The 26,317-nt window shown below is 58.1% G+C and carries 18 protein-coding genes; 12 read left to right on the top strand and 6 right to left on the bottom strand.

Annotation, left to right across the window (positions count from 1 at the left end; all coding sequences use genetic code 11):
* The first annotated feature begins 11 nt into the window (after positions 1–11).
* The 4 genes from ACW9HX_RS21475 (at position 12) to ACW9HX_RS21460 (ending at position 3,643) form a co-directional block, all read left to right on the top strand.
* On the top strand, positions 12–1,160 hold the full coding sequence (locus ACW9HX_RS21475; protein ID WP_457382150.1) for a hypothetical protein: 1,149 nt from the start codon (positions 12–14) through the stop codon (positions 1,158–1,160).
* 90 nt (positions 1,161–1,250) lie between these two features.
* Positions 1,251–1,613 carry a hypothetical protein gene (locus ACW9HX_RS21470; protein ID WP_457382149.1) on the top strand — a complete coding sequence of 121 codons (363 nt, stop codon included), beginning with the start codon at positions 1,251–1,253 and terminating at the stop codon, positions 1,611–1,613.
* A gap of 33 nt (positions 1,614–1,646) precedes the next feature.
* Entirely contained in the window at positions 1,647–2,366 is a 720-nt protein-coding gene (locus ACW9HX_RS21465) for a DUF6933 domain-containing protein (RefSeq protein ID WP_457382174.1), read from the top strand.
* An 86-nt stretch (positions 2,367–2,452) separates the two neighbouring features.
* Complete coding sequence (locus ACW9HX_RS21460; protein WP_457382148.1) at positions 2,453–3,643, top strand: hypothetical protein; 1,191 nt, start codon at positions 2,453–2,455, stop codon at positions 3,641–3,643.
* Positions 3,644–3,645: 2 nt separating this feature from the next.
* On the opposite strand, the gene ACW9HX_RS21455 is transcribed toward ACW9HX_RS21460, so the two are convergent.
* The 5 genes from ACW9HX_RS21455 to ACW9HX_RS21435 all read right to left on the bottom strand — a co-directional run bounded on the left by ACW9HX_RS21455 (position 3,646) and on the right by ACW9HX_RS21435 (position 8,620).
* Positions 3,646–4,632 carry a hypothetical protein gene (locus ACW9HX_RS21455; protein ID WP_457382147.1) on the bottom strand — a complete coding sequence of 329 codons (987 nt, stop codon included), beginning with the start codon at positions 4,630–4,632 and terminating at the stop codon, positions 3,646–3,648.
* 196 nt (positions 4,633–4,828) lie between these two features.
* A complete protein-coding gene (locus ACW9HX_RS21450) occupies positions 4,829–5,563 on the bottom strand; it encodes an HNH endonuclease (RefSeq protein WP_457382146.1) in 735 nt (244 codons plus the stop codon).
* A gap of 114 nt (positions 5,564–5,677) precedes the next feature.
* A complete protein-coding gene (locus ACW9HX_RS21445; protein WP_457382173.1) occupies positions 5,678–6,208 on the bottom strand; it encodes a BRO-N domain-containing protein in 531 nt (176 codons plus the stop codon).
* A 346-nt stretch (positions 6,209–6,554) separates the two neighbouring features.
* Positions 6,555–7,805 carry a ribonucleotide-diphosphate reductase subunit beta gene (locus ACW9HX_RS21440; protein WP_007951068.1) on the bottom strand — a complete coding sequence of 417 codons (1,251 nt, stop codon included), beginning with the start codon at positions 7,803–7,805 and terminating at the stop codon, positions 6,555–6,557.
* A 554-nt stretch (positions 7,806–8,359) separates the two neighbouring features.
* A complete protein-coding gene (locus ACW9HX_RS21435) occupies positions 8,360–8,620 on the bottom strand; it encodes a DUF2790 domain-containing protein (RefSeq protein WP_007951066.1) in 261 nt (86 codons plus the stop codon).
* A 393-nt stretch (positions 8,621–9,013) separates the two neighbouring features.
* Between ACW9HX_RS21435 and acs the strand changes: the two genes are divergently transcribed.
* The 7 genes from acs (at position 9,014) to argR (ending at position 16,930) form a co-directional block, all read left to right on the top strand.
* A complete protein-coding gene (gene acs, locus ACW9HX_RS21430) occupies positions 9,014–10,969 on the top strand; it encodes an acetate--CoA ligase (RefSeq protein ID WP_007951065.1) in 1,956 nt (651 codons plus the stop codon).
* 717 nt (positions 10,970–11,686) lie between these two features.
* Positions 11,687–12,460, top strand: coding sequence for an ABC transporter substrate-binding protein (locus tag ACW9HX_RS21425; protein ID WP_457382145.1), 774 nt, complete (start codon positions 11,687–11,689; stop codon positions 12,458–12,460).
* 91 nt (positions 12,461–12,551) lie between these two features.
* The gene (locus tag ACW9HX_RS21420) at positions 12,552–13,241 is read left to right on the top strand and encodes an ABC transporter permease (protein ID WP_065261785.1); all 690 of its coding nucleotides are present in this window, start codon (positions 12,552–12,554) and stop codon (positions 13,239–13,241) included.
* On the top strand, positions 13,238–13,936 hold the full coding sequence (locus ACW9HX_RS21415; protein ID WP_457382144.1) for an ABC transporter permease: 699 nt from the start codon (positions 13,238–13,240) through the stop codon (positions 13,934–13,936). The genes ACW9HX_RS21420 and ACW9HX_RS21415 overlap by 4 nt, the downstream gene beginning before the upstream one ends.
* Before the next feature lies 1 nt (position 13,937).
* The gene (locus tag ACW9HX_RS21410) at positions 13,938–15,050 is read left to right on the top strand and encodes a succinylglutamate desuccinylase/aspartoacylase family protein (protein ID WP_457382143.1); all 1,113 of its coding nucleotides are present in this window, start codon (positions 13,938–13,940) and stop codon (positions 15,048–15,050) included.
* Positions 15,051–15,073: 23 nt separating this feature from the next.
* A complete protein-coding gene (locus tag ACW9HX_RS21405) occupies positions 15,074–15,838 on the top strand; it encodes an ABC transporter ATP-binding protein (protein ID WP_003227281.1) in 765 nt (254 codons plus the stop codon).
* Positions 15,839–15,949: 111 nt separating this feature from the next.
* On the top strand, positions 15,950–16,930 hold the full coding sequence (argR, locus tag ACW9HX_RS21400) for a transcriptional regulator ArgR (RefSeq protein WP_085709719.1): 981 nt from the start codon (positions 15,950–15,952) through the stop codon (positions 16,928–16,930).
* 55 nt (positions 16,931–16,985) lie between these two features.
* Here the strand turns inward: argR and ACW9HX_RS21395 are convergent, their stop codons facing one another.
* Complete coding sequence (locus ACW9HX_RS21395) at positions 16,986–24,707, bottom strand: dermonecrotic toxin domain-containing protein (protein ID WP_457382142.1); 7,722 nt, start codon at positions 24,705–24,707, stop codon at positions 16,986–16,988.
* Positions 24,708–25,013: 306 nt separating this feature from the next.
* Between ACW9HX_RS21395 and ACW9HX_RS21390 the strand changes: the two genes are divergently transcribed.
* A complete protein-coding gene (locus ACW9HX_RS21390; protein WP_457382141.1) occupies positions 25,014–26,234 on the top strand; it encodes an aspartate aminotransferase family protein in 1,221 nt (406 codons plus the stop codon).
* Positions 26,235–26,317: the final 83 nt, after the last annotated feature.

The following is a 26,317-nucleotide window of genomic DNA, read 5'->3' as shown; positions in this document are numbered from 1 at the left end:
AGGATGAAGTGATGTTCCGAGGACTGACACGCCTTTTCGCTACTCTTTTACTGACGGGGTTGTTTGTCTCGACGGCAACTCGGGCCGATAACGGCGCGCAGGTGTACACCGGCACCTTGGGCAAAGCGGCTATCGTCCTCGAAATAAATCCTCGCACTGGAGACGGTCGTTACTTCTATAAGAAGTACCGCAAGGATCTGCCACTCGACGGTGTCCTGGACGGGGAAACACTGGTGCTGGAAGAAGGTTCGCGAATGGAAGACTCGCGCCCGACCCTTCGTCTGCAGCCGACATCTAATGGTTGGAGTGGCGAGTGGACAAGTACTGCCGGTAAGACCCTGAAGATCGAGTTAGAGCCAGCCGTCATCCCCGAAGTGCCCGCCGATGCCTTGCCCTTTTTCACCACACTTCACGATAAGTACCCTTACGAATATCTGCGGCTGCAAGGCGTCACACTCAAAAAAGGCAAGACTGACACCTTCATGGGCTACACGCTGCAGTGGTGGACCGAGCCGAAGACTGACACTTCCCTGTTTGAAGTGGTGTCCGGTTACTCCCTCGAAGAGCGTCGACGTATCAACCAAAAATTGATGGCGCGTTTGTGGGGCGAAGTGTTGTCTTCTTATGGTTGTTCCGGCAGTTACGCACAGTGGAGCCAGCCACTGTGGATGTCGTCCACCGTGATGAGTGTGCGGATTTCATCGGACTATTACTGCGGTGGCGCCTATCCGGATCAAAGCCACGACGCGCTCAACATCGATACCAAGACAGGCAAGCTTCTGACCCTGGATGATGTTATGTGGGTGGGGCAGGGCAAGCCATTGCACTACGAGGAATATGAAGATTTCGCCGCAGACTCCCCCGGCTCCTCTACAGCGTGGTCGAACTACCGCACCAATGAACTGGCACCCTGGTTGGTCGCACAGTTTCTGAAACTCTACCCCAACGAAATGACCATCACCGCCGAGGGTGAAAACGTTTGCGGCTACAACGAGGATTATCCCTGGCATTATCCGGGTTGGCACTTCACGGAACAGGGCATCAACATCGAGCCATCATTTCCGCACGTCGCAGCAGTATGCGGATTCGTGGACTGGAGTGTTCTGCCGTACAACATCGTCAAACAACATCCGGGTGGTGTTGCGCTGCAACTGCCGTAAGGGTGAGTATGGGCTTGGACAAGGTGAGATCTTGAGGCAAATTCGCAAGAGTCAGTCTTCGCACCGTTCAATGTCATGCAGGAGAGTTTTATGTCGATCCTGGAAAGCGACTGGAAGAAGTTTAAAGACCTGCGCAAGATCGCACTCGACCGCTTTTGCCAAGGCGTACTAGCCGATACTAAAACCATTGCTCAGCATGGAGCGCTGTCAGCACATGCCCGCTACGGTATGTTGTATGGCCTTATCCAGGATCGAGACAGGGAAATGGCTCGAATGTTCGATGGGCTTGCCCGCTCTTCCGCGTTGTGGAAGTTGACCTTGATGGTGTCCCGAGACCTGTTGACCGACGCCGAACTCTCAATCCTCAGTGAAGAAGCTCTTAAACTGGTCACCGATATCGAGCGACAACCCTACGAACTCAAGTGGGTTGAGGAAATCGTCTATCAGGAATGATAGATGCCTTCGACCAATCAGCAGAGAACCCGGATGTTAATCTTCAACTGCACCGAAGCTGCCAGCAAGTTCTTCAGTCGCGTCCACCAGGGCAAAAAAATCACCCCGGTGGATTTCGCTCCACCATCATCAATCATTGAAGATGATGAGATGGACAGTTCTGTCGAACAGTGGCTGGTGCATGCGATCACCGTGCAACGAAAGCATGTGCTGTTCGCCATCCATATCAAGACTCGCTATTGCATGGTTTTCGCCGACATGAAAAAGGCTGATCTGAATGCATTTGTGGGGCAATTCGCTGATCGTTGGTTCAACGGTGTCATGCTTCATGCAACCCATCACGGGCTCTCCGAGTGGATTGATATTGAACCGTTGATTGAGCGATTCCAGTGGATGTGTCGACCGCAGCAGTTCTATCGCCGCAGCCATCGCAGCGCACAAAAACACATCGATGAAATTGCCTGGGTCTTCCAGGACAAGGCCGCAGGGGCAGGTTGTTTACCGCCTGATGAAGTCGCATCCATGGTGTTTGATGCACAGATGAACGACACCCCAAGAAACAGCAAGGGCGCCAAGGGTTACTACTACCCGGATGAGGAGATGACCGTTCATTGGCTTCGTCGTTATTGCGCTCTGGATGAGGATGAAGTTCAAGCGGCCAAGGAACGGCGCAAGCAAGTGTATCGGGAGATCGCAGCAGTCGAGCGCGAAGCCTGGCTGAAGGAATACAACCGACAAAACTCGATTACTTAAGCAACCCCCGCCATAATCCGCCCCGATTTTTCCAGCGCCGGCACCCACGTTGCGGCGCAACCTCCGACTCACTCAGGGATCGATCCATGCTCAAGGGATTGTTACGCCTGGCACCATATGCCGTGGCGTTGTTTACACTCATTTCCACCGCCCATGCCGAAGATGGCCGGCGCGTATTCACCGGCACATTGGGCAAGACGCCGATTGTGGTCGAGATCAATACCCAGAATCCGGATGAAGTGACCGGTCGTTACTTCTACGAGAAATACCATCGGGACCTGCCCCTCAGCGGGTCATCGCAGGACGGCACCCTGACGTTGGTCGAAGGCAACAATCGCTACAGCGACGACAAGCCACTGCCAACTTTAAAACTGGAAGAAACTGCCACTGGCTGGCAGGGCGAGTGGCAAAGTCCGAAGGGCAAGAAGCTTACAGTGCAACTTTCCGAGGCCAGGTTTCCAGCGCCGACAGCTTCTACGCTGCCCTTCATCGCCGCGCTGCCAAACGGCGAGCCGTATGAATATTTGCGACTACAGGGACTCAAACTCAAACCGCTGAAGAAACAAGACTTCATGGGTTACACCCTGCAATGGTGGACAGAGCCCGAGTCGAAGATTTCATTGTTCAGCGTAGAGTCCGGTCTGCCAAAAGATGATCTGCAACGGGTTAACCAGCAGTTGCTTGGACGATTGTGGAATGAAGTCATTCGTTATCACGGTTGCCAGCTGCTGGGCGGGGAAAACGTCGACTTCATGCAGAACGCAGAGCCCAAAATGATTTCGCCAGCCGTGGTCAGCCTGAACATCTCGACCAGCTATTTCTGCGGTGGCGCGCATCCGGACTTCGGTGATTCACCCCTCAATATTGATGTGAGCACTGGTCATCCGTTGTCGCTCGAAGATGTGTTGTGGGTAGGTGAGGGCAAGCCACTTCTGCATGCCGAACGAGACAGCCTGGGTGACAAGCCTTTGAGCTCAGCTGAAAGTGGCGCGCGTTATCAGTATGAAAGCAAAGAGCTGGTGCCTTGGCTGATCAAGCAATTCACCGTCCTGTACCCCGCAGAAATGAAGAAACCGACGCAAGATGACGATTGCGACTTCACGGAAGAAAGCGTTTGGGGTTCTTCGCCGTGGTACTTCACTGCGAAAGGCTTATACTTGGGCGCTTACTTCGCTCGCGTACAACGTTCTTGCGATAGACCAGACTGGTCGATCCTGCCGTACTCCCTGATCAAGCAACACCCCGGCGCCGTCAAACTGCAACTGCCCCAGGGCTAGCATCACGCCAGACCCGGCGCTTCACGAATGATGAAGTGATCCAGGTTCTCGATATTGGCATTGAAGACCTCGAAAGGCTTTTCGGGGTTCTTCTTGCCCGGCACCTGCTTCAACTCTGGCGTCACGCCATAAAAGAAGCAGAACAACTCCTTGTCACTGTCGATGGCGTGCTTGATCTCTTCCAGAAACGCCTTGCGCTTGCGGTAGTTGTCGATCAGCTTTTTGTTGAGATAGACACTGACCGGATAAGGCTTCTTCTTGCTGTCATCCGGCTTCTTGAACCAGACCTTGTCCTCGAAATCGATCCGGAAACTGGCGCTGTGAAAGTCCTCGATCTTCTTGATCCGGCCCCAGTAAATCAGCCCCTTGTTGTCCATCAAGTACTCGATCTTCTTGAAGAACGAACTGTACGGTGCCGTATGCTCGCCAATCTTCAACGGCATGCGCTTGAGCAAATCCTTGTCCGCGAAGTTCGACACAAAACACTCCACGGGGTGAGCGAAGACACTGGTCTTGTCCGGCGCCGTCTCACGACTCGGCGACTCTTTTGAGGGATTAGTCGCCACTCGCACCGGATCATCCCGCAACACATCCGCGGTCCCCGCTGGCGCGGCAGGCTTGCGCACATACTCACGGCGCGTCAGCAACAACTCCGACGGGAAATGCTCCTCCCGCCCGTCATCCGTTTCCCCATCCGCCGCCTCAACTCCCGACGCCGACGTCTTCAAACTCACATACGGACAACCCGCCACATGCTGCGTACCGGGCAGATTCTTGAAGTGCGGCGTGCGCACGTAATTCACGTTCTTGGCGTTGAACGTACCCAACTCGTTGGAAGCATCGAACGCCGCACGACAGGCGTCGTTGGGGCACTGGAAGTGTTCCTTCGCAGAATCGAACGCCACCGTCTCATCGAAATTGAGATCGCGAACGTCATAGATCGACAGTTTGTCGTCGAGGCTGAGGCAGTAGGCGAGGTCGAATTTCATGGTGGGGCTCGGGTCCTTGAGTGGGGGAGGGGTATTAATAGCGGGAGGTGGGGTGGGTTGCACTGATTGTTTTCAGAATGATGCGGGATCTGTGGGAGCCAGCCTGCTGGCGATTCTCGCCACCAACCAGATTTCAACTCTCACACTGCAACTGCAGGCCACGCATAACCCTGTGGCGAGGGAGCAAGCTCTCTCGTTACAGGGATTTGCGGTTCGGGTACTCACGCTTCAACCGTTTAACCCTGTCATAAAGCGACTCGGTGAACTCTTTGCTGTCATTCGAGTGATGGCAGCGCCGATGGCAGTTCGGACAAAGTGCTACAGCGTTGCTGATTCGATCAGAACCCTTATTCGCCAAATGCCTCACGTGATGCACTTCAAGGTAGGGCGAGTCATTTTTGGTGAACGGCGCCGGTTCACCGCACCCTTCACATATTCCTTTGGCTTTTTGACGGACCCAGGCTCTAACCTTCGGGTCACGTATAAATGCAGTGCTTTGGGCGGGAGCTCGCTTCGGTTTCACAATCCCCTCAGGTTCGTCTTCAAGAGGCAGTTTTTCTAGCGCCAGAGCTCTCTGTTCTAGTGCTTCTTCATCCGCAGTCGCAATCGTTGGATCCCCAAGCGTGACCCCTTTGGCAATCAATACTGCTCGTATGGCTGGCTCAACGTTGGACCCAACGTTTCTAGCTGGCTTGTACCCTTTGATGTATTCCCTATGCATTCTCAATAAAACGGCAGAGATGTTCTGCATGCGGAATTCAACTGAGCCTTCAGTGCGGTTGTGCAACGCAGATGCACGCAGCACGCGATTCTCATGTGCTTTGTTAAATTTTTGGCCGATTCGCTCTAGCTCAAACATCTTCAGATAGGCGTCAACCGCTGCCTCAATCTCAGCAACAGTCCAGTCAGTGTCTTTTTTCTTGTCGCTCATAAAATCGCCGAGGGTTGAAAACCCTCGGACGATACTGAGTGGCCATCACTGATGTCTACGAAAATTCCTACAGAAAATAAAGACGGATCTCGTAAAGTCCTACAACCACCATTACTACCCCATGGAGTGCCCCGAAGACTGAAAAACCTGCGCAACCTTTCGCCACCAAGGCTTCCCCGGTGTCCGCCGTTGCGTCTGATCGTTCAGCAGATAAGGCATATCCCGCAGTCGAATCCAGCCTTCATCCTGCCAATGCAGCAAGCTCAACGACATCTCCGGCCAATCCAACAAGCTCAACATCGGCCGATCTGAATGTCCCAAATGTTCTGCATCGCGCAAGGCCGGCACCACCTGCAGAGTCAACCACTCCCGAAACAACCGATTCCCCGGAACGTAGTGGTACACCAGCAGCGCATACACACCTGATTCGCTGAGCATCAATTGCTTTTCGGGTTGCCGAAAATACTCAATCCACAAAACGCGACGTTGGTCCTTATCTAGCTTGTTGACCATGCGTTCGCACAGATGGAAACCCATCAAACGACCCACATCGCGAGCGCAGAACCACGTTTGGTTTTCGAGCAGAAGGGCGTGTAGTACGAGGTTGTGACGCGAGAAGACTGTTACAGAAAAAGGATCGGGCATATCCATTACCTCTACGTTTAGATTTTTGGAGGGCCTGGCCCCAACGTAGAGTGGACTGAAGAAATCCCAACGAGCGAGGCAGCTCCACTGACGGCATATGCGTCTGTGTGACTGATCAAGCTTCTACGTTGGGTGTTTCTTAGGCACCTGCAATTGAGCTTAGAGGTGCTTGCAGTTGGCTTCAATGCGAAGCGGCTGTAAGTGCTGTAGGAGATTGAGCACTGCAACGTAGGGACGGAAAAGGACAACCAGCCGCCCATAAAAAAGCCCCGATCAAATCGGGGCTTTTTGCTTTCTCAATTCGACGACTCAAACAGCAATCGTCAAATCGTGGCGAGCGAGACTATCAATCCCAGCTCAGAGCACCACCAGTTTGGTATTCGATCACGCGAGTCTCAAAGAAATTCTTCTCTTTCTTCAAGTCCATAATCTCGCTCATCCAAGGGAACGGGTTAGTGGTCCCTGGGTACTCTTCCTTCAAACCGATCTGCGACAGACGACGGTTAGCGATGAACTTCAGGTAGTCCTCCATCATCGCTGCGTTCATGCCCAGTACACCGCGAGGCATGGTGTCACGCGCGTATTCGATTTCCAGCTGGGTGCCCTGCAGAATCATCTGCGAAGCTTCTTCCTTCATTTCGGCATCCCACAGGTGTGGGTTTTCGATTTTGATCTGGTTGATCACGTCGATGCCGAAGTTCAGGTGCATGGATTCGTCGCGCAGGATGTACTGGAACTGCTCGGCGACGCCGGTCATTTTGTTGCGGCGGCCCATGGAGAGGATCTGGGTGAAACCGCAGTAGAAGAAGATGCCTTCCAGAACGCAGTAGTAGGCGATCAGGTTGCGCAGCAGTTCTTTGTCGGTTTCGACGGTGCCGGTGTTGAATTCCGGGTCGGAGATGGCGCGGGTGTATTTCAGGCCCCAGGCGGCTTTTTTCGCGACCGACGGGATCTCGTGGTACATGTTGAAGATCTCGCCTTCATCCATGCCCAGCGATTCGATGCAGTACTGGTAGGCGTGGGTGTGGATCGCCTCTTCGAAGGCCTGGCGCAGGATGTACTGGCGGCATTCCGGGTTGGTGATCAGGCGGTACACGGCCAGGGCCAGGTTGTTGGCAACCAGGGAGTCGGCGGTGGAGAAGAAGCCGAGGTTGCGCATCACGATGCGGCGCTCGTCGTCGGTCAGGCCTTCCGGGTTTTTCCAGAGGGCGATGTCGGCGGTCATGTTGACTTCTTGCGGCATCCAGTGGTTTGCGCAGCCGTCCAGGTATTTCTGCCAGGCCCAGTCGTACTTGAATGGCACGAGCTGGTTGAGGTCGGCGCGGCAGTTGATCATGCGCTTTTCGTCAACGGCGACACGGGCGGCGGAGCCTTCGAGTTCGGCGAGGCCTTCGGCGACGTCGAGGGAATCCAGTGCAGCCTTGGCGCGGGCCACGGCGGCCGAGTCTTCGGCGGTCACGGCGCGGGCTTCGAGAGCAGCGGCACCGCCGGCGCTGTCGAGGCGGTCCATGTTGGCTTCGCTAGCGTGGCCGGCGTTGGCGCCTTTCACTGCTGCTACTTCACTGTCTTCTTTGTCGAATTCGTCCCAGCTCAGCATGACGTGTCGTCTCCTGCGTGAGGGCCTGTGCCCGTGTGAAAACTGATTGGTTGTTTTTCACACGGCCGTACAGGCCGCGTTGGATGTCGTTTTTTGCAGCGGTGCAACGCAGGCAATAAACAGAAAATTTTTTCGGGTTTCCGAGAGCCTCTGACGGGCGCAGGTCAGCGTTGTCGCTGCTGCGGGGCTTCAGAATGGCTTTGATCCCTGTAAGGGAATATTGCTGACCCGATTAGGGCGGCATTATAGGGAAAAAAACACCGGCGTGGGGGAGGGCGAAACAGCGCAGGGCGGTCGAGCAGGAGGATGATTTCGATCGGAGCGAGGGTTTACAGGGCTTTCGCCGGGATTGATCCAGGAGAAAATTTTTTCATTAATTTTTCTGCGTGTGATTGATTGCTCAAAAAACGAGCAAAAAACCGCGTTTTTCACTATATCTTGTGTTTTGCAACCCTTTTACGTCACTTCAAACACAACTGAGCCCGACCGAAGCCGGGCTGGAATCGACCCTCGATGTTGCGCTGAGCGATCCGATTCGGTGCAGTCTCAAACCATCAATTGGTGCAGCCGTTGCCCATGATGCTGTAACGCAGGATGTGGCGCTGGCCGGTGGAGTCGTCGTACTCCATTTTCATCGGTACCACTTCGCAGACATTCGGCACTTCGCTCATCGATACAACTTTGGCGATGTCCAGGTGAGTGGAGTAAGTGTATTCCTCGATGGCTGGTTGTTGCTGTGCGACATCAGTCGGGACCTCGTCTGCCATGGCGGTTGCGCACAGACTGCTGAGGGCCAGAACCAATAAAGCTTTCATTTGAAATTTACCTTCTTGAGGTCGAGTGGGGTCACGCAACCTTTTTGGGGTTGCGTGTGGAACTTCATCGTTTGGTTTGTTACTTCAGAGCTGGATTAACGGCCTTCGTGGGGGCTGTAACGTTGTTAATCGCTTTGCCTTGTCGGCGAGGCAGATTTTAGGGAGGCGGGGAGGGTGTAAACAGATGGGGTTTTGATAAACACCTTTGGCAGATTTGGTAACAATCGCTGCCAGGCCAGTAGACTCAAGGCCTGCGAGGCCATTGCGGGCGAGCATCGGGATTATCGCCACGACATGTAGGGGCTTGTTACTACCATCGTCGAATGGTTCTATACGGGCGCCCCGGCTACAACAGGGTCATACAAAAACAACTATTACACCGAGGTAGGAAAGATGAGTGCGGCTTCCCTGTATCCCGTTCGTCCCGAGGTTCTGGCCAATACGCTGACCGACGAGGCGACCTACAAAGCCATGTACCAACAGTCGGTCGTCAACCCTGACGGCTTCTGGCGCGAACAAGCCAAGCGCCTCGACTGGATCAAGCCTTTCACCACGGTGAAACAGACTTCGTTCGACGATCACCATGTCGACATCAAGTGGTTTGCCGACGGCACCCTGAACGTTTCCTACAACTGCCTCGACCGTCATCTGGCCGAGCGCGGCGATCAGGTCGCCATCATCTGGGAAGGTGACGATCCTTCCGAAAGCCGCAACATCACCTACCGCGAACTGCACGAGCAAGTGTGCAAACTCGCCAACGCCCTGCGTGGCCAGGACGTGCACCGCGGCGATGTGGTGACCATTTATATGCCGATGATCCCCGAAGCCGTGGTCGCCATGCTGGCCTGCACCCGGATCGGCGCGATTCACTCGGTGGTGTTCGGCGGTTTTTCGCCGGAAGCCCTGGCCGGTCGCATCATCGACTGCCGCTCGAAAGTGGTGATCACCGCTGACGAAGGCATCCGTGCCGGCAAAAAGATTTCTCTCAAGGCCAACGTCGACGACGCGTTGACCAACCCGGAAACCAGCAGCATCCAGAAAGTCATCGTGTGCAAGCGCACCGGCGGCGACATCAAGTGGAACCAGCATCGCGACATCTGGTACGAAGACCTGATGAAAGTGGCGGGCACCGTCTGCGCGCCGAAAGAGATGGGCGCCGAAGAAGCGCTGTTCATCCTTTATACCTCCGGCTCCACCGGCAAGCCGAAGGGCGTGCAGCACACCACCGGCGGCTATCTGTTGTACGCGGCCATGACCCACGAGCGCGTGTTCGACTACCGTCCGGGCGAAATCTACTGGTGCACCGCCGACGTCGGCTGGGTCACTGGTCACTCCTACATCGTCTACGGCCCGCTGGCCAACGGCGCGACCACGCTGCTGTTCGAAGGCGTGCCGAACTACCCGGATATCACCCGGGTGGCGAAGATCGTCGACAAGCACAAGGTCAACATCCTCTACACCGCGCCGACCGCGATCCGCGCAATGATGGCCTCCGGCACCGCCGCTGTTGAAGGCGCGGACGGCAGCAGCCTGCGTCTGCTCGGTTCGGTGGGCGAGCCGATCAACCCGGAAGCCTGGGACTGGTACTACAAGAACGTCGGCAAATCCCGTTGCCCGATCGTCGACACCTGGTGGCAGACCGAAACCGGCGGCAACATGATGAGCCCGCTGCCGGGCGCCCATGCGCTGAAGCCGGGTTCGGCGGCGCGTCCGTTCTTCGGTGTGGTGCCGGCGCTGGTGGACAACCTCGGCAACATCATCGAGGGCGAGGCCGAAGGCAATCTGGTGATTCTCGATTCGTGGCCGGGTCAGGCGCGCACCCTGTACGGCGACCACGACCGTTTTGTCGACACCTACTTCAAGACCTTCCGTGGCATGTACTTCACCGGTGACGGCGCCCGTCGCGATGCCGATGGTTACTACTGGATCACCGGTCGTGTCGACGACGTGCTCAACGTGTCCGGCCACCGCATGGGTACTGCCGAGATCGAAAGCGCGATGGTCGCTCACCCGAAAGTCGCCGAAGCGGCGGTGGTCGGTGTGCCGCACGACATCAAAGGGCAGGGCATTTATGTCTACGTCACCCTGAAGAATGGCGAAGAGCCGAGCGAGCAGCTGCGCCTGGAACTGAAAAACTGGGTACGCAAAGAGATCGGGCCGATCGCTTCGCCGGACGTGATCCAGTGGGCGCCGGGGCTGCCGAAGACCCGTTCGGGCAAGATCATGCGCCGCATCCTGCGCAAGATCGCTACCGCCGAATACGAAGGCCTGGGCGATATCTCCACCCTGGCCGATCCGGGTGTGGTGCAACACCTGATCGATACGCACAAGACCATGAACGTCGCGTAAGCGGAGGGTCTGAAGTGCAGAAAGCCCTGTCCGGTTTAGCCGGGTGGGGCTTTTTTGTGTCTGATGATTTTGTGGCGTCGGGGTGGGCCTCTTCGCGGGCAAGCCCGCTCCCACACTTGATCCGCGCCAAACACAACCCCAATGTGGGAGCGGGCTTGCTCGCGAAGACGGCCTGTCATTCTCCGAAGTGTTCCGCTGTCTTACGCTATCGGCATTCAGCCAATAATTATCGAATTGCTCCGTCAGGCACTTCCCACTGTTACCCGTCAGCCTTCAAGTAACTGAATGTGTAACCGCCTGCTCCGCAACGGGGCGATGGGAAACGCCGCGCCCTGTTTCTGGGCCTCAAAACACCCTGTGAAAAATAAGACATCACCCCGCGCTTGCCGGATTAGAAGGGTTTGCGAATAATAGGCCCGCAATTTGCAGCATAGATCGGTTCACTGTCTTTCGCTCTTGCATGAAATTGCAGAGCTGTCAATGTGCTCAAGCGGGTTTCTCGGTGCATCTGTAATTAGTTGTCGCATTGAAGAAATATCGGCTTCGGGCCTGTCGTTAGAATGCCGATCACTCGCTCGTCGTGGCTCGTGTTGAAATCGCTGACGGTTTCAATGGGAAATTTCCCACGGATGCAGCACTGCTTTCCCGATTCACCCATTCGCATATTGGGCTGTCGCTCACTCTGCCGTTTTTGCCCTTTACCGATGGAGTCCCAAGATGAAGAAACTTGTGCTGCTTGGCGCCCTGGCACTGTCCGTGCTGTCCCTGCCGACATTCGCCGATGAAAAGCCTCTGAAAATCGGTATCGAAGCGGCTTACCCTCCATTTGCTTCCAAAGCGCCGGACGGCAGCATCGTCGGTTTCGACTACGACATCGGCAACGCACTGTGTGAAGAAATGAAGGTCAAGTGCCAGTGGGTCGAGCAAGAGTTCGACGGTCTGATCCCGGCACTGAAAGTGCGCAAGATCGACGCGATCCTGTCATCCATGTCGATCACTGAAGACCGCAAGAAGTCCGTGGACTTCACCAACAAGTACTACAACACCCCGGCCCGCCTGGTCATGAAGGAAGGCACCGCTGTCAGCGACAAGCTGACCGAGCTCAAGGGCAAGAACATCGGCGTGCAACGTGGTTCGATCCACGAGCGTTTCGCCCGCGAAGTCCTGGCCCCGCTGGGTGCCGAGATCAAGCCGTACGGCTCGCAGAACGAAATCTACCTCGACGTGGCCGCCGGTCGCCTCGACGGCACCGTGGCTGACGCTACGCTGTTGAATGACGGCTTCCTGAAAACCGACGCCGGCAAAGGCTTTGCGTTCGTCGGCCCGCAGTTCACCGATGAAAAATACTTCGGCGACGGCGTAGGCATCGCGGTGCGCAAGGGCGACGCCCTGAAAGACAAGATCAATACTGCCATCGCGGCCATCCGCGAGAACGGCAAGTACAAGGCAATCCAGGACAAGTACTTCGATTTCGACATTTACGGCAAGTAAAGACGTCGCTCGACCCGTCCGAAATGGCGCAAGCAACAGGATCTCTGCGGTTTGCGCCATTTTTTCATCCCAACTTTCGAGGACCTGAATCATGTTGAAAGGCTACGGGGCTGTCATCCTCGATGGCGCTTGGCTGACGCTTCAGCTCGCCTTGTCGTCCATGGCCCTGGCCATCGTTCTCGGGCTGATCGGCGTTGCATTGCGCCTGTCGCCAGTGCGCTGGCTGGCGTGGCTGGGCGATCTGTATTCCACGGTGATTCGCGGGATTCCTGACCTGGTGCTGATCCTGCTGATCTTCTACGGCGGCCAGGACTTGCTCAACCGCGTCGCACCGATGCTCGGCTATGACGAGTACATCGACCTGAACCCGCTGGCCGCCGGTATCGGCACCCTCGGTTTCATCTTCGGTGCATACCTGTCGGAAACCTTCCGCGGCGCGTTCATGGCGATCCCCAAAGGTCAGGCCGAAGCCGGCATGGCGTACGGCATGAGCAGCTTCCAGGTGTTCTTCCGGGTGTTGGTGCCGCAGATGATCCGTCTGGCGATTCCGGGGTTCACCAACAACTGGCTGGTGTTGACCAAGGCCACCGCGCTGATTTCCGTGGTCGGTCTGCAAGACATGATGTTCAAGGCCAAGCAGGCGGCCGACGCCACCCGCGAGCCTTTCACCTTCTTCCTCGCAGTGGCGGCGATGTATCTGGTCATCACCAGTGTCTCGTTGCTGGCGCTGCGTCACCTTGAGAAGCGCTACTCGGTAGGCGTAAGGGCGGCTGATCTATGATCTTCGACTACAACGTCATTTGGGAGTCCTTGCCGCTGTACCTCGGCGGCCTGGTGACCACCCTCAAGTTGCTCGCGCTGTCGCTGTTCTTCGGTCTGCTCGCGGCCCTGCCGCTGGGGCTGATGCGCGTCTCGAAGAATCCGGTCGTCAACATGTCGGCCTGGCTCTACACCTACGTGATTCGCGGCACGCCGATGCTGGTTCAACTGTTCCTGATCTACTACGGTCTGGCCCAGTTCGAAGCCGTGCGTGAAAGCTTTCTCTGGCCGTGGCTGTCCAGCGCAACGTTCTGTGCGTGCCTGGCGTTCGCGATCAACACCAGCGCCTATACCGCCGAGATCATCGCCGGCAGCCTCAAGGCCACGCCGAACGGTGAGATCGAAGCGGCCAAGGCCATGGGCATGTCGCGCTTCAAGATGTACAAGCGCATCCTGCTGCCATCGGCCCTGCGCCGGGCGCTGCCGCAGTACAGCAACGAAGTGATCATGATGCTGCAGACCACCAGTCTGGCGTCCATCGTGACCCTGATCGACATCACCGGCGCGGCCCGTACCGTCAACGCGCAGTTCTACCTGCCGTTCGAGGCGTACATCACCGCCGGCGTGTTCTACCTGTGCCTGACCTTCATTCTGGTGCGCCTGTTCAAGCTGGCCGAGCGTCGCTGGCTGAGCTACCTGGCCCCGAGGAAGCACTGATATGGAACGCATCGACCACGTTCTGCCGTGGAGCCACCTGGGCAGCGAGCGCCGGATTTCGGTGTTTCGCTTCGGTAGCGGTGAGCGCAAGGCCTACATCCAGGCCAGCCTCCACGCCGACGAATTGCCCGGCATGCGCACCGCCTGGGAACTGAAAAAACGCCTCGGCGAACTCGAAGCCAAGGGCCTGCTCAACGGCGTCATCGAACTGGTGCCGGTGGCCAACCCGCTGGGTCTTGGCCAGTTGCTGCAAGGCAATCACCAGGGTCGTTTCGAAGCCGGTAGCGGCAAGAATTTCAACCGTGATTTCGTCGAGCTCAGCGCCCCGGTGGCCGCCAGGCTGGAGGGACAACTCGGTGATGATCCGCACGCCAACATTCGTCTGATCCGTCAGGCGATGGCCGATCACCTGGCCGCATTGCCCGAGGCCGGCAGCCAGTTGCAAGGCATGCAGCGCATCCTGCTGCAACATGCCGCCACCGCCGATGTGGTGCTGGACCTGCATTGCGACTGTGAAGCCGCGCTGCACATGTACGCCTTGCCGCAGCACTGGCCGCAGTGGCGTTCGCTCGCCGCGCACCTGGATGTGAAGGTCGGCCTGCTGGCGGAAGATTCCGGCGGCAGCTCGTTCGATGAAGCCTGTTCGTTGCCGTGGCTGCGTCTGTCGCGTCTGTTCCCGGACGCGCGGATTCCACTGGCGTGCCTGGCGACCACCGTTGAACTCGGTGGTCAGGCCGACACCACACCTGCACAGGCCGAGGCCTGGGCTGAAGGCATTCTGGCGTTCCTCGCCGAGCAGGGCCTGATCCGTGGCGAGTGGCCGAGCGCCGTGCGCGAACCGTGCGAAGGCATGCCGTTCGAGGGCACTGAATTGCTCCTGCCGCCGCATCCTGGCGTGGTGAGCTTTCTGCGCAAGCCCGGCGAGTGGGTTGAAGCCGGTGACAAGATTTTCGAAGTGATCGATCCGCTGTCGGATCGGGTCAGCACGGTGTGTGCTGGTACGTCCGGGGTGCTGTTTGCCATTGAGCGGCTGCGTTACGCCCAACCCGGTTTCTGGCTGGCCAAAGTGGCGGGGCGCGATGCGCTGCGCGACGGCCCTTTGCTCAACGACTGACTGTTTTTGTGAGAACCGACCGCATGTACAAACTTGAAGTCCAAGACCTGCATAAACGCTATGGCAGTCACGAAGTGCTCAAGGGCGTTTCCCTGAAAGCGGCCGCCGGCGATGTGATCAGCATCATCGGCTCCAGTGGCTCCGGCAAAAGTACTTTCCTGCGCTGCATCAACCTGCTCGAGCAGCCGCACGCGGGCAAGATCCTGCTCAACAACGAAGAGCTGAAACTGGTGGCGAACAAGGACGGCGCGCTGAAAGCCGCTGATCCGAAACAGCTGCAACGCATGCGTTCGCGCCTGTCGATGGTGTTCCAGCACTTCAACCTGTGGTCGCACATGACCGCGCTGGAAAACATCATGGAGGCCCCGGTTCACGTGCTGGGCGTGTCCAAGGCCGAAGCCCGCGAGAAAGCCGAGCACTACCTGAACAAGGTTGGCGTGGCTCATCGTAAGGATGCGTTCCCGGGGCACATGTCCGGTGGCGAACAACAGCGTGTGGCAATCGCCCGTGCGTTGGCGATGGAACCGGAAGTGATGCTGTTCGACGAACCGACTTCGGCCCTCGACCCGGAACTGGTCGGCGACGTGCTGAAAGTCATGCAGGCCCTCGCTCAGGAAGGCCGGACCATGGTGGTGGTGACCCACGAAATGGGCTTCGCCCGTGAAGTGTCGAACCAGTTGGTGTTCCTGCACAAAGGCGTCGTGGAAGAAAGCGGCAACCCGCGTGAAGTGCTGGTCAATCCGCAATCGGAACGTTTGCAACAATTCCTCTCGGGCAGCCTTAAGTAATCGCTCCCGTTATGCACCAGATTAGGTCATGCTGCGCAGCGCGCCAGATGGTCTAATTTGGTTGCAGCCGATTTCGGTTTTTCCCTCTGTTTACGTTTCGGATCGCCCGCCATGACTGCCCATCGAATTGGTTTCCTGATTTGGCCCAGCACTAAAGCTCTGACTTTGGCGCTGGCAGAGGAGGCCTTGCGTGTTGCCCAGCGTGTGCATCCGGACGTGGTTTACGAGTTGTCGTTCCTGCAGGCCGAAGCACCGACCGAAGGTGAATGGCAACTGCCCGGCGAACCCTGGGCCGGTAAACTCGAGAACTTCCAGAAACTGTTCCTGCTTGCCGATGAGCCACCGACCACGCTGGCACCGGCACTCAGCAGCGCGCTCAAACAACTGGTGCGCGCCGGGTGTGTGATCGGCGGTCTGTCGGCCGGTGTGTACCCGCTGGCGCAACTCGGTCTGCTCGACGGTTATCGCGCCGCCGTGCACTGGCGCTGGCAGGACGATTTCGCCGAGCGCTTCCCGAAGGTCATCGCCACCAGCCATCTGTTCGATTGGGATCGCGATCGCCTGACCGCGTGCGGCGGCATGTCGGTGCTCGACTTGTTGCTCGCAGTTCTGGCGCGCGATCACGGTGCGGAACTGGCCGGTGCGGTCTCCGAAGAACTGGTGGTCGAGCGCATCCGCGAAGGCGGCGAGCGTCAGCGCATTCCATTGCAGAATCGTCTCGGCTCCAGCCATCCGAAGCTCACCCAAGCCGTGCTGCTGATGGAAGCCAACATCGAAGAGCCGCTGACCACCGACGAAATCGCCCAGCACGTGTGCGTGTCCCGTCGCCAGTTGGAGCGGATCTTCAAGCAATACCTCAACCGTGTGCCGAGCCAGTACTACCTGGAACTGCGCCTGAACAAGGCCCGGCAGATGTTGATGCAGACCAGCAAGTCGATCATCCAGATCGGCCTGTCGTGCGGTTTCTCCTCGGGACCACATTTCTCCAGCGCCTATCGCAACTTCTTCGGCGCCACGCCGCGGGAAGACCGCAACCAGCGGCGCAGCAGCAGCCCGTTCGAGTTGTCATCGGTGCCGCCCGAGCGCGGATAACCTGTAAAACCAACGCCATGGAATCCAACTCCATGGCGTTTTCGTTTCCAGCGCTTCACTCTTCTATGGGGATGCCGGAAGGCGCCGCCAGAACCTGATGTCCGACCACGTTGTCGACGTTCAGCGTGTGGCCCGTTTCCTGGTAGTACGCACGAATACGGTTCATGGCCTCAGTAGAGAAGGGATTGCCACGCAAGTCGTAGCGGTCGCCGACGTAGGCCGGCACTTCCTGAAGTTCGGCGGGGATATCGGTGATTTCATTGCCCGAAAGATCGATTTCCATCCAGTTGTGATTTTCGAGCACACCCTTGGGCACTTCGCGGATGCCGGTGGTACTCAGGTCGAGATCGCTCAGGCGCTGCAGGTTGCTCAGGTCGGGAGTCAGCCCCAGAGGATTGTCATGCAGGTGCAGGAGTTCAAGCGAATGCAGCCCTGCCAGTCCGTTCACTTCACGTGCAGTCAGCGTGATACGGCAGGCGGGCAGACTCAGGGTGGTCAGCCGTTTCATCCTGAAGATGGCCTCGGGCAGAGTGCCCAGGTCATAACCACGAATATCGACATGTTCAAGATTGGGAAACGCGTCGAGGAGTCGGCCGAGGCGTGGCCAGTGGTTGGCGGTGTTGACCAGGTAAAAGTCCGACACATGGTTGAAGTCGACATGTAGCGTTGGCAATTCACCCCGGATCGAAAGATTCGACGTGAATTGATGATCCGTCGCATTCCCGCCCTCCACGGGTATCTGGCGCCAGCATGTCAGCAAGGCCTCCGAGAAGGCTGCCCTGTTTTGTTCTTCATGCAGGCGCTCATCCGGGCTCAGTGGCATTCCGGTCACCGGGTGCTCCGGGATGTCAGCTTCCCACGCGACCAGATTTCCCCGTAGCGTTTCGAGCTCGCCTTCCAGGCGTGTCAATTCGGTTCGGCCATCCGCCAGCGTGCCGTCCAGGCGGTAAATGAAAGCGCTGGCCTGTTCATCATCCAGGGCAGGATACAGTGTCCGGGCACGGGCGATATCCGCCGGCTCGGCCAACACGCCCAGGTCTTCCCCGGTCAGGCGAAAGTAATTCTTGATGTGCTCGCGAGTGGCGGCACTCAGAGGATTGTCCCCGAAGTCATAGCCGGCACCCACAGAGGCCGGCAGTTCGAAGACGGCCAGGGGAATATCGGTGATGCGATTGTTGTTGAGCACGATGGTTTCAGTGGCCGGCAAGTCCAACAGCCCCTCGGGCACTTCGCGAATGCCGGTGTTCGCCAGATCCAGGTACTCGAGGGCCGTCATGCTTCGCAGATTGGGCGAGCGGCTGAGCGGGTTGCGGTAGAGATCCAGGCTGGTGAGCCGGGTCAGTGTCGACAGGGCCGTCCGGCCTTCACTGTCCAGGACCAGAGCGCAATTGCTTAACACCAGCTCCTCGAGCGCAGGCATCCTGGTGATCGCTCGCGGGAATTGCCCCAAGGCCAGATCGCGTAACTCCAGGCCCTTGAGGCCGCTGAAACACTGGAGAAAACCATCGTTGACCCGCATCTGCGTATTGCCGGTGAGTGACAGACTCAATACATGGCTGAAGTCTGCGCGTAATCGCGGCAGATCACCGACGAACGGAATATTCAGGTTCAGCGTCTGTGACCTGACTTCAGGCTGTTCCTCTGACCTTTCACGCCAGAACGCTTCGAGTTCCCGGCGGAACGTTTCGCGGTCGGTCTGCTCCGCCAAACGCAGGTTTTCACTCAGCAATTCGCCAGTGGCCGGAAAGCGCTCGGGTACATCGGCAACCCAAGAGGTGAGATCTTCGTCGAGTTGCTGCCACTCCCTTTCCCAGTTCTCAATCTGCATCCGGCCGTCCTCAAGCGTTCCCGGCAACAGGTACAGCACGCGATTGGCATCCTCGCGATCCAGGGTCGGAAAGAGCGACTGGGTCCGTTCAAGGTCTTCACGAGGCATGAAAACCCCGAAGTTTTGCCGTTTCAGTTGATAGCAGACTTTGATGCGTTCGCGGGTGGCCGTGCTCAGCGGGTTATCGGTAAAACTCAATTGCGCGGGTTGTTGCGGCGGGATGTTGAACACCGCGTCGGGCAATTCGCTGATCAGATTGTTGTCCAGGTTGGCGGCAACCAGTCGCGGGTGATCGAGCATCCCGTCCGGCAGGCGGGTGATTGCCGTGTCGACCATTCGCAGATGAACCAGTGCCGTCATGCCCGACAGCGATGGCGAAGCGCCCAACGGGTTGCGGCTCAGGTTCAGATACTGCAATCGGCTCAGGGAGGAAAGGCTGGCCTGTGTTTGCGGGGTCAACGTCAATGCGCAGTTTTCGATGATCAGGCGCTGCAACGAGGGCATGCGTTCGCAGGCCGAGGGAAGTTGTGTGATGTTGAAGTCATGCAGTTCCAGATGCCGCAATCCGGTGAACGAATCGAGGAAGGTGTCCATGCCGTTCAATGCGCTATTACCGCGAAACGACAGCTCGGTGATGTGACTGAAGTTGGTCGACAGAGTGGGCAAGTCGCCAATCAGCGCGACCTCCATGATCAGGGTGTCGCTCCTTTGCCGTGGGGCGTCCGACGTCCTTGCACGCCAGAGTCGTTCGAGTTGCTGGGCAAATGCCTTGCGGTGCGTGTGTTCCACAAACATTTGCATCGGGTTCATCCGCTCGCCGGTGATCGGGTGCGAGGTCGGCGTCGTATTGATCCAGTGCGCAAGATCCGACGACAGTTGTTCGATCTCCGCTTGCCAGTGCCTGAGTTGAGAGCGGCCATGTTCGATATCGCCTGGCAAGCTATAGAACACTTCACTGGCTTCTTCATCGTCGAGGCCGGGAAACAACGATTTGGTGGTGCCAATGTCTGTCGGGTCGGCCAGTACGCCAAAGTCCGGGCCGTACTCGCGGGAGTAGGTCTTGATTCTTTCCCGCGTCTCGTCGGTCAACGGATTGGCGGAAAAATCGAACCCTTCGCTGGCTCTAGCCGGGAGCGAGAAAAAGGCGTCGGGAATTTCGCTGATCCGGTTTTCGCTGACGATGGCGGTTTTCAGCTTTGGATGACCGGCCATGCCGGCCGGCACTTCAGCAATGGCGGTATTGGACAGGTCCAGGTAAGTCAGCTCGCCCAGCTCGCTCAGGTCGGGCGTGCTGCCCAAGGGGTTGTCGGGCAACTCCAGCAGTTCCAGTGAGGGCATGGCTGCCAACGCCGCTTGCGTCTCGGCGGTGAACACCAGACCGCAATTCTTCAGGGCCAGTGTGGTGAGGGAGCGTTGTTGTGCAAGGGCCTGGGACAACCCTTCCAGTGCGAAGTCCTGCAGGACCAGGTGGGTCAGTCGTGGAAAGGTGCGTAGAAATGCAGGGATGGCACTGATGTCCTTCTTGCCGGTCATGGACAAAGTGGTGACGTGGCTGAGGTCTGCATTGACTACCGGCAAGTCACCCGCGAATGTCGGTTGCGCTGTGAGCACGTCCGCTCTCGTCAGTGGATGAGCTGTCGAACGATGGCGCCAGAGTCGTTCAAGGCGCCCGGCGAATGCTTCTCGCGCCGTGTGTTCGGCGAGTCGCTCTTCAATGCTGAACAGTTCCCCGTTGAGCGGATGACGGTCGGGAATGTCCCGGACCCACGCCGCCAGGTCGGCGGTCATCCGTGCGATTTCGCTTTCCCAGCGAGTCAGTTGTATCTGTCCCTGGACAAGCGAGCCCGGCAATTGGTAGATCAGCTCGCTGGCCTGACGATCGTTGAGGTCGGTGAACAGTGCCTTGGTCCGATCGATATCGGACTGCACCGCACGCACGCCCATGTCGTTGCCTGTCCGTTTGAAATAGACCTTTATCTGTTCTCGCGTGGCGCTGGCAAACGGGTTGCCGGCAAAGTCGTATCCAGCGGTAGTGCCCGGAGAAAACTCGAACACGACATCGGGAAGTGCAGTGATCCGGTTGTTGGCAAGCCAGGCGCTTTTGATGCGTGGATGCGCCAGCAGGCCGTGCGGCAACTCGGATATTCCGGTATCGGTCAGATTGAGGTGGTGCAGCGCCGGCAGGGCATTGATGTCCATCGTGATGCCCAGGGGATTGCCCTGCAGGTCGAGTGCTGTCAGCTCATTGAGCGATGACAGCAGCAACTGGTTTTGCGGTGTGAGGGTGACCCCGCAATGGCGCAGCCTCAGTTGCCGCAACGAGGTCATGGTGGTGATGGGCTGTGGCAGGTCATCAAGGTCGAAGTGATTCAATGCCAGTCGCCGCAAGCGTGTGAAACCTTGCAGGAATCGATCGATCCCGCCGCTGCTGTCAGCGCCTTTCAGATCCAGGTTGGTGACGTGATCGAAGTTCGCGCTCAAGACCGGCAGCTCACCCAGCAACGGCTCTGCAACCTGAATTCGAAAACCGCCTGGCTCCGGTGTTTCCCTGCGCCAGCAACTACGCAGCGCATGGGCGAACTGTTGACGGTCGCGCTGGATGGCAGTCTTCTGGATCGGTGAAAGGGCGAGACGCGTGGCCGGATCGACTCGCGGCACATCGGTCGCCCAGTGATTCAGGTCGCTGTCCAGTTGCGCGTATTCGAGCTGAAGGCGCGACAGTTCTGCGAGCGGGCCATCAGGGTGATTTTGAAGGTGGCGGATCATGGCTGGCATATCGTCGTTCGCCATGCCCGGATACACCTGCCTGATGCGGTTTTCCAGTGTGCGCGGACTTTGCGGGTTTTCGCGGGCATAGCCTTGTGCGCCAACCAGTCGCAGCGTATCGACGACCACCGGCTGTGTGGCCTCGTCGGAAATCGCCAGGCGCAGGTCGTCTCGATCCACAGGGTTGTCACGAATGGCTTGCCTGAGTTTTGTGCCTTCTCCGATCTGCAGGTTCAGGGCCTGCCGTTGTGCATCCGGCAAAGCCTGCAGCACGCAGGTGTAGAAATCGGTGGGGGCGTGTAATTCCAGCCCTTGTTGGTCGAACGGTTGCCAGTGGCCATCGGTTCTGCGTACCAACACTTTCTGAATGGCGGCCGATTGTGCTCCGGTGCTGTCCAGCAATGCCCCTTCGGGTGATCCGGCCCGGACTTCGAACCGCACGTCCCCTGACCAGCCCGGTAGTTTTTTCAGGCTGTGCAACGCCAGGGTATCGGTATCCGGGTTGCGCACCGAGTCCAGCTCCAGTCCTTCAAAGGCGCGGGTTATGCGCAGTTCGTGGGTCGCCTGGGCGGCGAGGTTCTGTTGGCGCTCCGGCCATTCTCCGGCGTCGATTGCCAGCAATTCGGCGCCAGTGGCGGTGTGCAGCAGTTCTTCGGTGATCCTGGCGGGCAGATGCGGTTCGTGCACGGCAATCTTTTTCGCCATTGGCTCTTCAGGCTGCTGAAGTGCCTGGTAGCGTGCTTCGAACAGCGCCGTACGACGAGAATTCGCGATCTGCTCGATCCGGCTTCTCAGTTTGCGAATACGAACGTCCAGAGCAAACATCTGGCCGAACTCTTCCGCCAGCAGTGTGTTGATGTCCTGTTCGCCGAGGGATTGCAGCAAGCTCTTGAGCAGGTCGCCGTCGGCCAGTCGATCCTGGTGAAGGTCAATCAGCGGCAGCTGTTCATCGGCAGAGGATTGCCAGAGGATTTCGCCTTGACCGTCAATCAGGCGCAGGCGTCGGGTGCCCGGCAGCAGCCCCTCATCATTGAGCAGCTGAAGTTGAATCAGCGGATCGGCATGAAGGTAATCCTCGGCCTTGTCGCTGGCCATGCAACTGATGAATGCCTGCAGCTCCTGATCGATGCGAAAGCGCTGGATCGTGTCGGCCAGCAGCGGTGGTACCCGCTCGCGATCGACATGCATCTTGCGCAAGGCCTCTTCGTGGCAGCCGCTGACTTTGAGAATTCGCTCGCGACGGTCGGGCGAGAACGGCTCGATGCTTGGGCCCAGGCGTTGCAATGCAGCCGTTGTATCCCATTCCAGCGGCTGTTCGAGTTCGGTATGGAAGGCGCCCTCGCCATTATGAAAGGCAATAGGGCGGTACGCGTCCGTTCGGGTCGGGTGTTCGATCTGCAACGTGTCGGGACGGATGTGATCGCTGACCGCGTAATGTTTCTGCTCGATTGGCATCAGTTTTTTACCCTGTTGCCAGTGCAGTCCCTGCTTGTCCGGCGCTGCGCCTTCTGGCGGCACGATCGGGCTTTCGTAGGGTTTGAGGTCGGGTTTCCAGTACAGGGTCTTGCCGTTGCGCAGTTTGACGGGCTGAAAGCGGTCGATGAAGGAGACGACGTTCTGTGGCAAGACCTTGGGCAGCTCCGTCATGGCGATGCCGCCGCCGATGCCGAAGGTCCCCAGTTGTACCAGTGATTCGAGAGCGCTGAACAATTGCTCGCCGGCCTCGGTTACCGCACCTTCCGACCAGTCGACAATGCCTTCGAAGACCTCGTCGAGAAATTGATAGGCCATATAAGCCATCATCATTTCGCCCAGAAATGGTACGAAAGGCAGCACGACAAACGAGGCGATCTGGAGAATCGAGGAGGCAATATCGACGAAGGAATACCAGAGCGCCCAGCGCGCTTTTCGGTCGGCGTCGGCGGTCGGGACGGCAAGGGTGGCGGCGTCGTTGAGTACCTTGTTCAGTTTGCGTTGGTAGAGGTGTTCCCACAGGTCGCCAGTGATGGGGGATGCGGCCAGTTGCAGCTTGGGGTTTTCGATCGGCGTTTCCCGCCAGGGGGGCTGTTGGCTGCCTGACTCCGGCTCATGCCATTTCACCTGGCTCAGGCGTCGGTTCAGATCGGCCAGGAAATGTCCCTTTTGTTCATGGGCCACGAACTGGGTGAAAAAGCGCTGGTATTGCGGTGAACGCAACTGGCGGACCAGTTCCTTTTCCATTTCTGCACTCGAGGCGTACTCCTTGATCGGGTGTTCCGGGTCGCCCGGTATATAGGCCACCACCCCGACTGCGGTCCGCGCCTGTTCCAGATCCGCGGCGAAAACCACGATGCCGGTGAGGTGCGCCGACATCATCGTCAAATCCTGGCAGCGCAAGGTGTGACCATTGATGCGCATGCCCTCTATCCCGTCGAGCATCCCGTTGATCAGCCGCAGCCAGTTCTCGCCGATGTCTGCGTTGACTCGTGCCAGTTGCAGGTCTGCTTTCAGGGCGGTTTTCTGGCTCTCCTTGAGCCTGTCGGGAAGGATGGCGGCAACGACCGGGTTGGAGATGCCCAGGCAATCTTCAAGGTAGGCCTTGTAGCTCGCCCCGATATCCAGTTCCCGGCAAAGGCTGATGAAGGCGGGGATGCCGATCTTTGCGCGGATCTGCGGCAAGGTTTCGAACTGGCCGTCTTGTGACGGCCGGGTGATGAAACAGGAGTCGCGATCGTAGGCGTCTTCCCGGGTTTCGTCCTGCTGGAAGTTGTGAAGTGCCGCGTCCAGCAGGGAAACCGTCCAGCTGCGCACGCCTGTCCTGATGCCGAAAACGGGGGTGCTGGCAGGCAGGTAGAGGCGCAGGAAAATTTCCTTCACATCCAGTTCCAGTCCGAACCGAGACTTGAGTGCCGCCTTGAGCAAGGGTTCGGCATAGGCACTGACGTCCTGCACTTGCGCGAGCCGCTGGTCGACGTTGTTTTGTACCTGCATGTGCTCGGCAATCGCGTTGCGCAACTGATCGTGTTGAGCCCGGGGAGCATTCCTGATGCGGTCGGTGACGGGGCGCCGGTTGTTCTTCAATGCCGCGCGCCGGGTGGAAGACGCCTGGCCCAGCCATTCGGGGATTGCATCCACCAGCGGTTGATAGTGTGAGGGGGGATTGCCGGGTATGGCGTCCGGTTGCGGTTCGGTCGGTGATTGCATGGTGATTGCGCCTTGGCGTCTGGAAATGAGCCAAGCAAATCAAAATGTCCCGAGCGGGGTGCGGTATATAGATACGACAACGCTGCGGCCTTCAATTGATATCCTCGCAGGCCTGCTGCAATTGTCGTCGACGGTTTAAACTGCGCCTTTGCGACGCTATATGTCGCATTGCCGTAAACCCGGGAAAATCCGGGGTTTGCGCTATAAGAAGTTGTCGCTTGGCGACAAGGCCGGGCTGAAAACTGTCCTTACAATCCCCCCATCGCTCGCCAGTTTCAGGCGGGTGGCCCTCATCAGGAGACTCCGATGTCCGTTGAGCACGCTGCGGTACAACGCGCCGATTTCGACCAGGTTATGGTTCCCAACTACGCGCCTGCCGCTTTCATTCCGGTGCGTGGCGCCGGTTCCCGCGTCTGGGATCAGGCCGGCCGCGAGCTGATCGACTTTGCCGGCGGCATCGCCGTCAACGTATTGGGCCACGCGCATCCGGCGCTGGTCGGTGCGCTGACCGAGCAAGCGAACAAGCTGTGGCACGTGTCCAACGTGTTCACCAACGAACCGGCCCTGCGCCTGGCGCACAAGCTGATCGACGCCACGTTTGCCGAACGCGTGTTCTTCTGCAACTCCGGCGCCGAAGCCAACGAGGCCGCCTTCAAGCTGGCCCGTCGTGTCGCGTTCGACCGTTTCGGCACCGAGAAATACGAAATCATCGCCGCGCTCAACAGCTTCCACGGTCGTACCCTGTTCACCGTGAACGTTGGTGGCCAGTCGAAGTATTCCGACGGTTTCGGCCCGAAAATCACCGGCATCACCCACGTGCCGTACAACGATCTGGCGGCACTGAAAGCCGCTGTTTCGGACAAGACCTGTGCGGTCGTTCTGGAACCGATCCAGGGCGAGGGCGGCGTGCTGCCGGCCGAGCTGGCTTACCTGCAAGGTGCCCGTGAACTGTGCGACGCGAACAACGCGCTGCTGGTGTTCGACGAAGTGCAAACCGGCATGGGCCGCACCGGCAATCTGTTCGCCTACCAGCATTACGGTGTGGTTCCGGACATCCTGACCAGCGCCAAGAGCCTGGGCGGCGGTTTCCCGATCGCGGCGATGCTGACCACTGAAGCGCTGGCCAAGCATCTGGTCGTCGGCACTCACGGCACCACGTATGGCGGCAACCCGCTGGCGTGCGCCGTGGCTGAAGCGGTGATTGACGTGATCAACACCCCTGAGGTGCTGAACGGCGTCCACGCCAAGCACGACAAGTTCAAGACCCGCCTGCAACAGATCGGCGAGAAATACGGCCTGTTCACCCAGGTGCGTGGTCTCGGTCTGTTGATCGGTTGCGTGCTGAGCGATGCCTGGAAAGGCAAGGCCAAGGACATCTTCAACGCCGCTGAAAAAGAAGGCCTGATGATTCTGCAGGCCGGCCCGGACGTGATCCGTTTCGCCCCGAGCCTGGTGGTTGAAGACGCGGACATCGACGCCGGTCTTGATCGTTTCGAACGTGCTGCAGCGAAACTGACCCAAGCCTGATAGACCCTTCGACGCCTGACCAGGTCAGGCGTCGAACCCAATTTTGATGCCGGGCAAAATCAAATGTGGGAGCGGGCTTGCTC

The sequence above is a fragment of the Pseudomonas sp. SDO52101_S400 genome, from assembly GCF_054071635.1.
This window is presented reverse-complemented; position numbering and strand designations above follow the sequence as displayed.

Coding starts and splice junctions, on each gene's coding strand:
- ACW9HX_RS21475 (WP_457382150.1), top strand. CDS start 12: ATGTTCCGAGGACTGACACGCCTTTTCGCTACTCTTTTACTGACGGGG.
- ACW9HX_RS21470 (WP_457382149.1), top strand. CDS start 1,251: ATGTCGATCCTGGAAAGCGACTGGAAGAAGTTTAAAGACCTGCGCAAG.
- ACW9HX_RS21465 (WP_457382174.1), top strand. CDS start 1,647: ATGTTAATCTTCAACTGCACCGAAGCTGCCAGCAAGTTCTTCAGTCGC.
- ACW9HX_RS21460 (WP_457382148.1), top strand. CDS start 2,453: ATGCTCAAGGGATTGTTACGCCTGGCACCATATGCCGTGGCGTTGTTT.
- ACW9HX_RS21455 (WP_457382147.1), bottom strand. CDS start 4,632: ATGAAATTCGACCTCGCCTACTGCCTCAGCCTCGACGACAAACTGTCG.
- ACW9HX_RS21450 (WP_457382146.1), bottom strand. CDS start 5,563: ATGAGCGACAAGAAAAAAGACACTGACTGGACTGTTGCTGAGATTGAG.
- ACW9HX_RS21445 (WP_457382173.1), bottom strand. CDS start 6,208: ATGCCCGATCCTTTTTCTGTAACAGTCTTCTCGCGTCACAACCTCGTA.
- ACW9HX_RS21440 (WP_007951068.1), bottom strand. CDS start 7,805: ATGCTGAGCTGGGACGAATTCGACAAAGAAGACAGTGAAGTAGCAGCA.
- ACW9HX_RS21435 (WP_007951066.1), bottom strand. CDS start 8,620: ATGAAAGCTTTATTGGTTCTGGCCCTCAGCAGTCTGTGCGCAACCGCC.
- acs (WP_007951065.1), top strand. CDS start 9,014: ATGAGTGCGGCTTCCCTGTATCCCGTTCGTCCCGAGGTTCTGGCCAAT.
- ACW9HX_RS21425 (WP_457382145.1), top strand. CDS start 11,687: ATGAAGAAACTTGTGCTGCTTGGCGCCCTGGCACTGTCCGTGCTGTCC.
- ACW9HX_RS21420 (WP_065261785.1), top strand. CDS start 12,552: ATGTTGAAAGGCTACGGGGCTGTCATCCTCGATGGCGCTTGGCTGACG.
- ACW9HX_RS21415 (WP_457382144.1), top strand. CDS start 13,238: ATGATCTTCGACTACAACGTCATTTGGGAGTCCTTGCCGCTGTACCTC.
- ACW9HX_RS21410 (WP_457382143.1), top strand. CDS start 13,938: ATGGAACGCATCGACCACGTTCTGCCGTGGAGCCACCTGGGCAGCGAG.
- ACW9HX_RS21405 (WP_003227281.1), top strand. CDS start 15,074: ATGTACAAACTTGAAGTCCAAGACCTGCATAAACGCTATGGCAGTCAC.
- argR (WP_085709719.1), top strand. CDS start 15,950: ATGACTGCCCATCGAATTGGTTTCCTGATTTGGCCCAGCACTAAAGCT.
- ACW9HX_RS21395 (WP_457382142.1), bottom strand. CDS start 24,707: ATGCAATCACCGACCGAACCGCAACCGGACGCCATACCCGGCAATCCC.
- ACW9HX_RS21390 (WP_457382141.1), top strand. CDS start 25,014: ATGTCCGTTGAGCACGCTGCGGTACAACGCGCCGATTTCGACCAGGTT.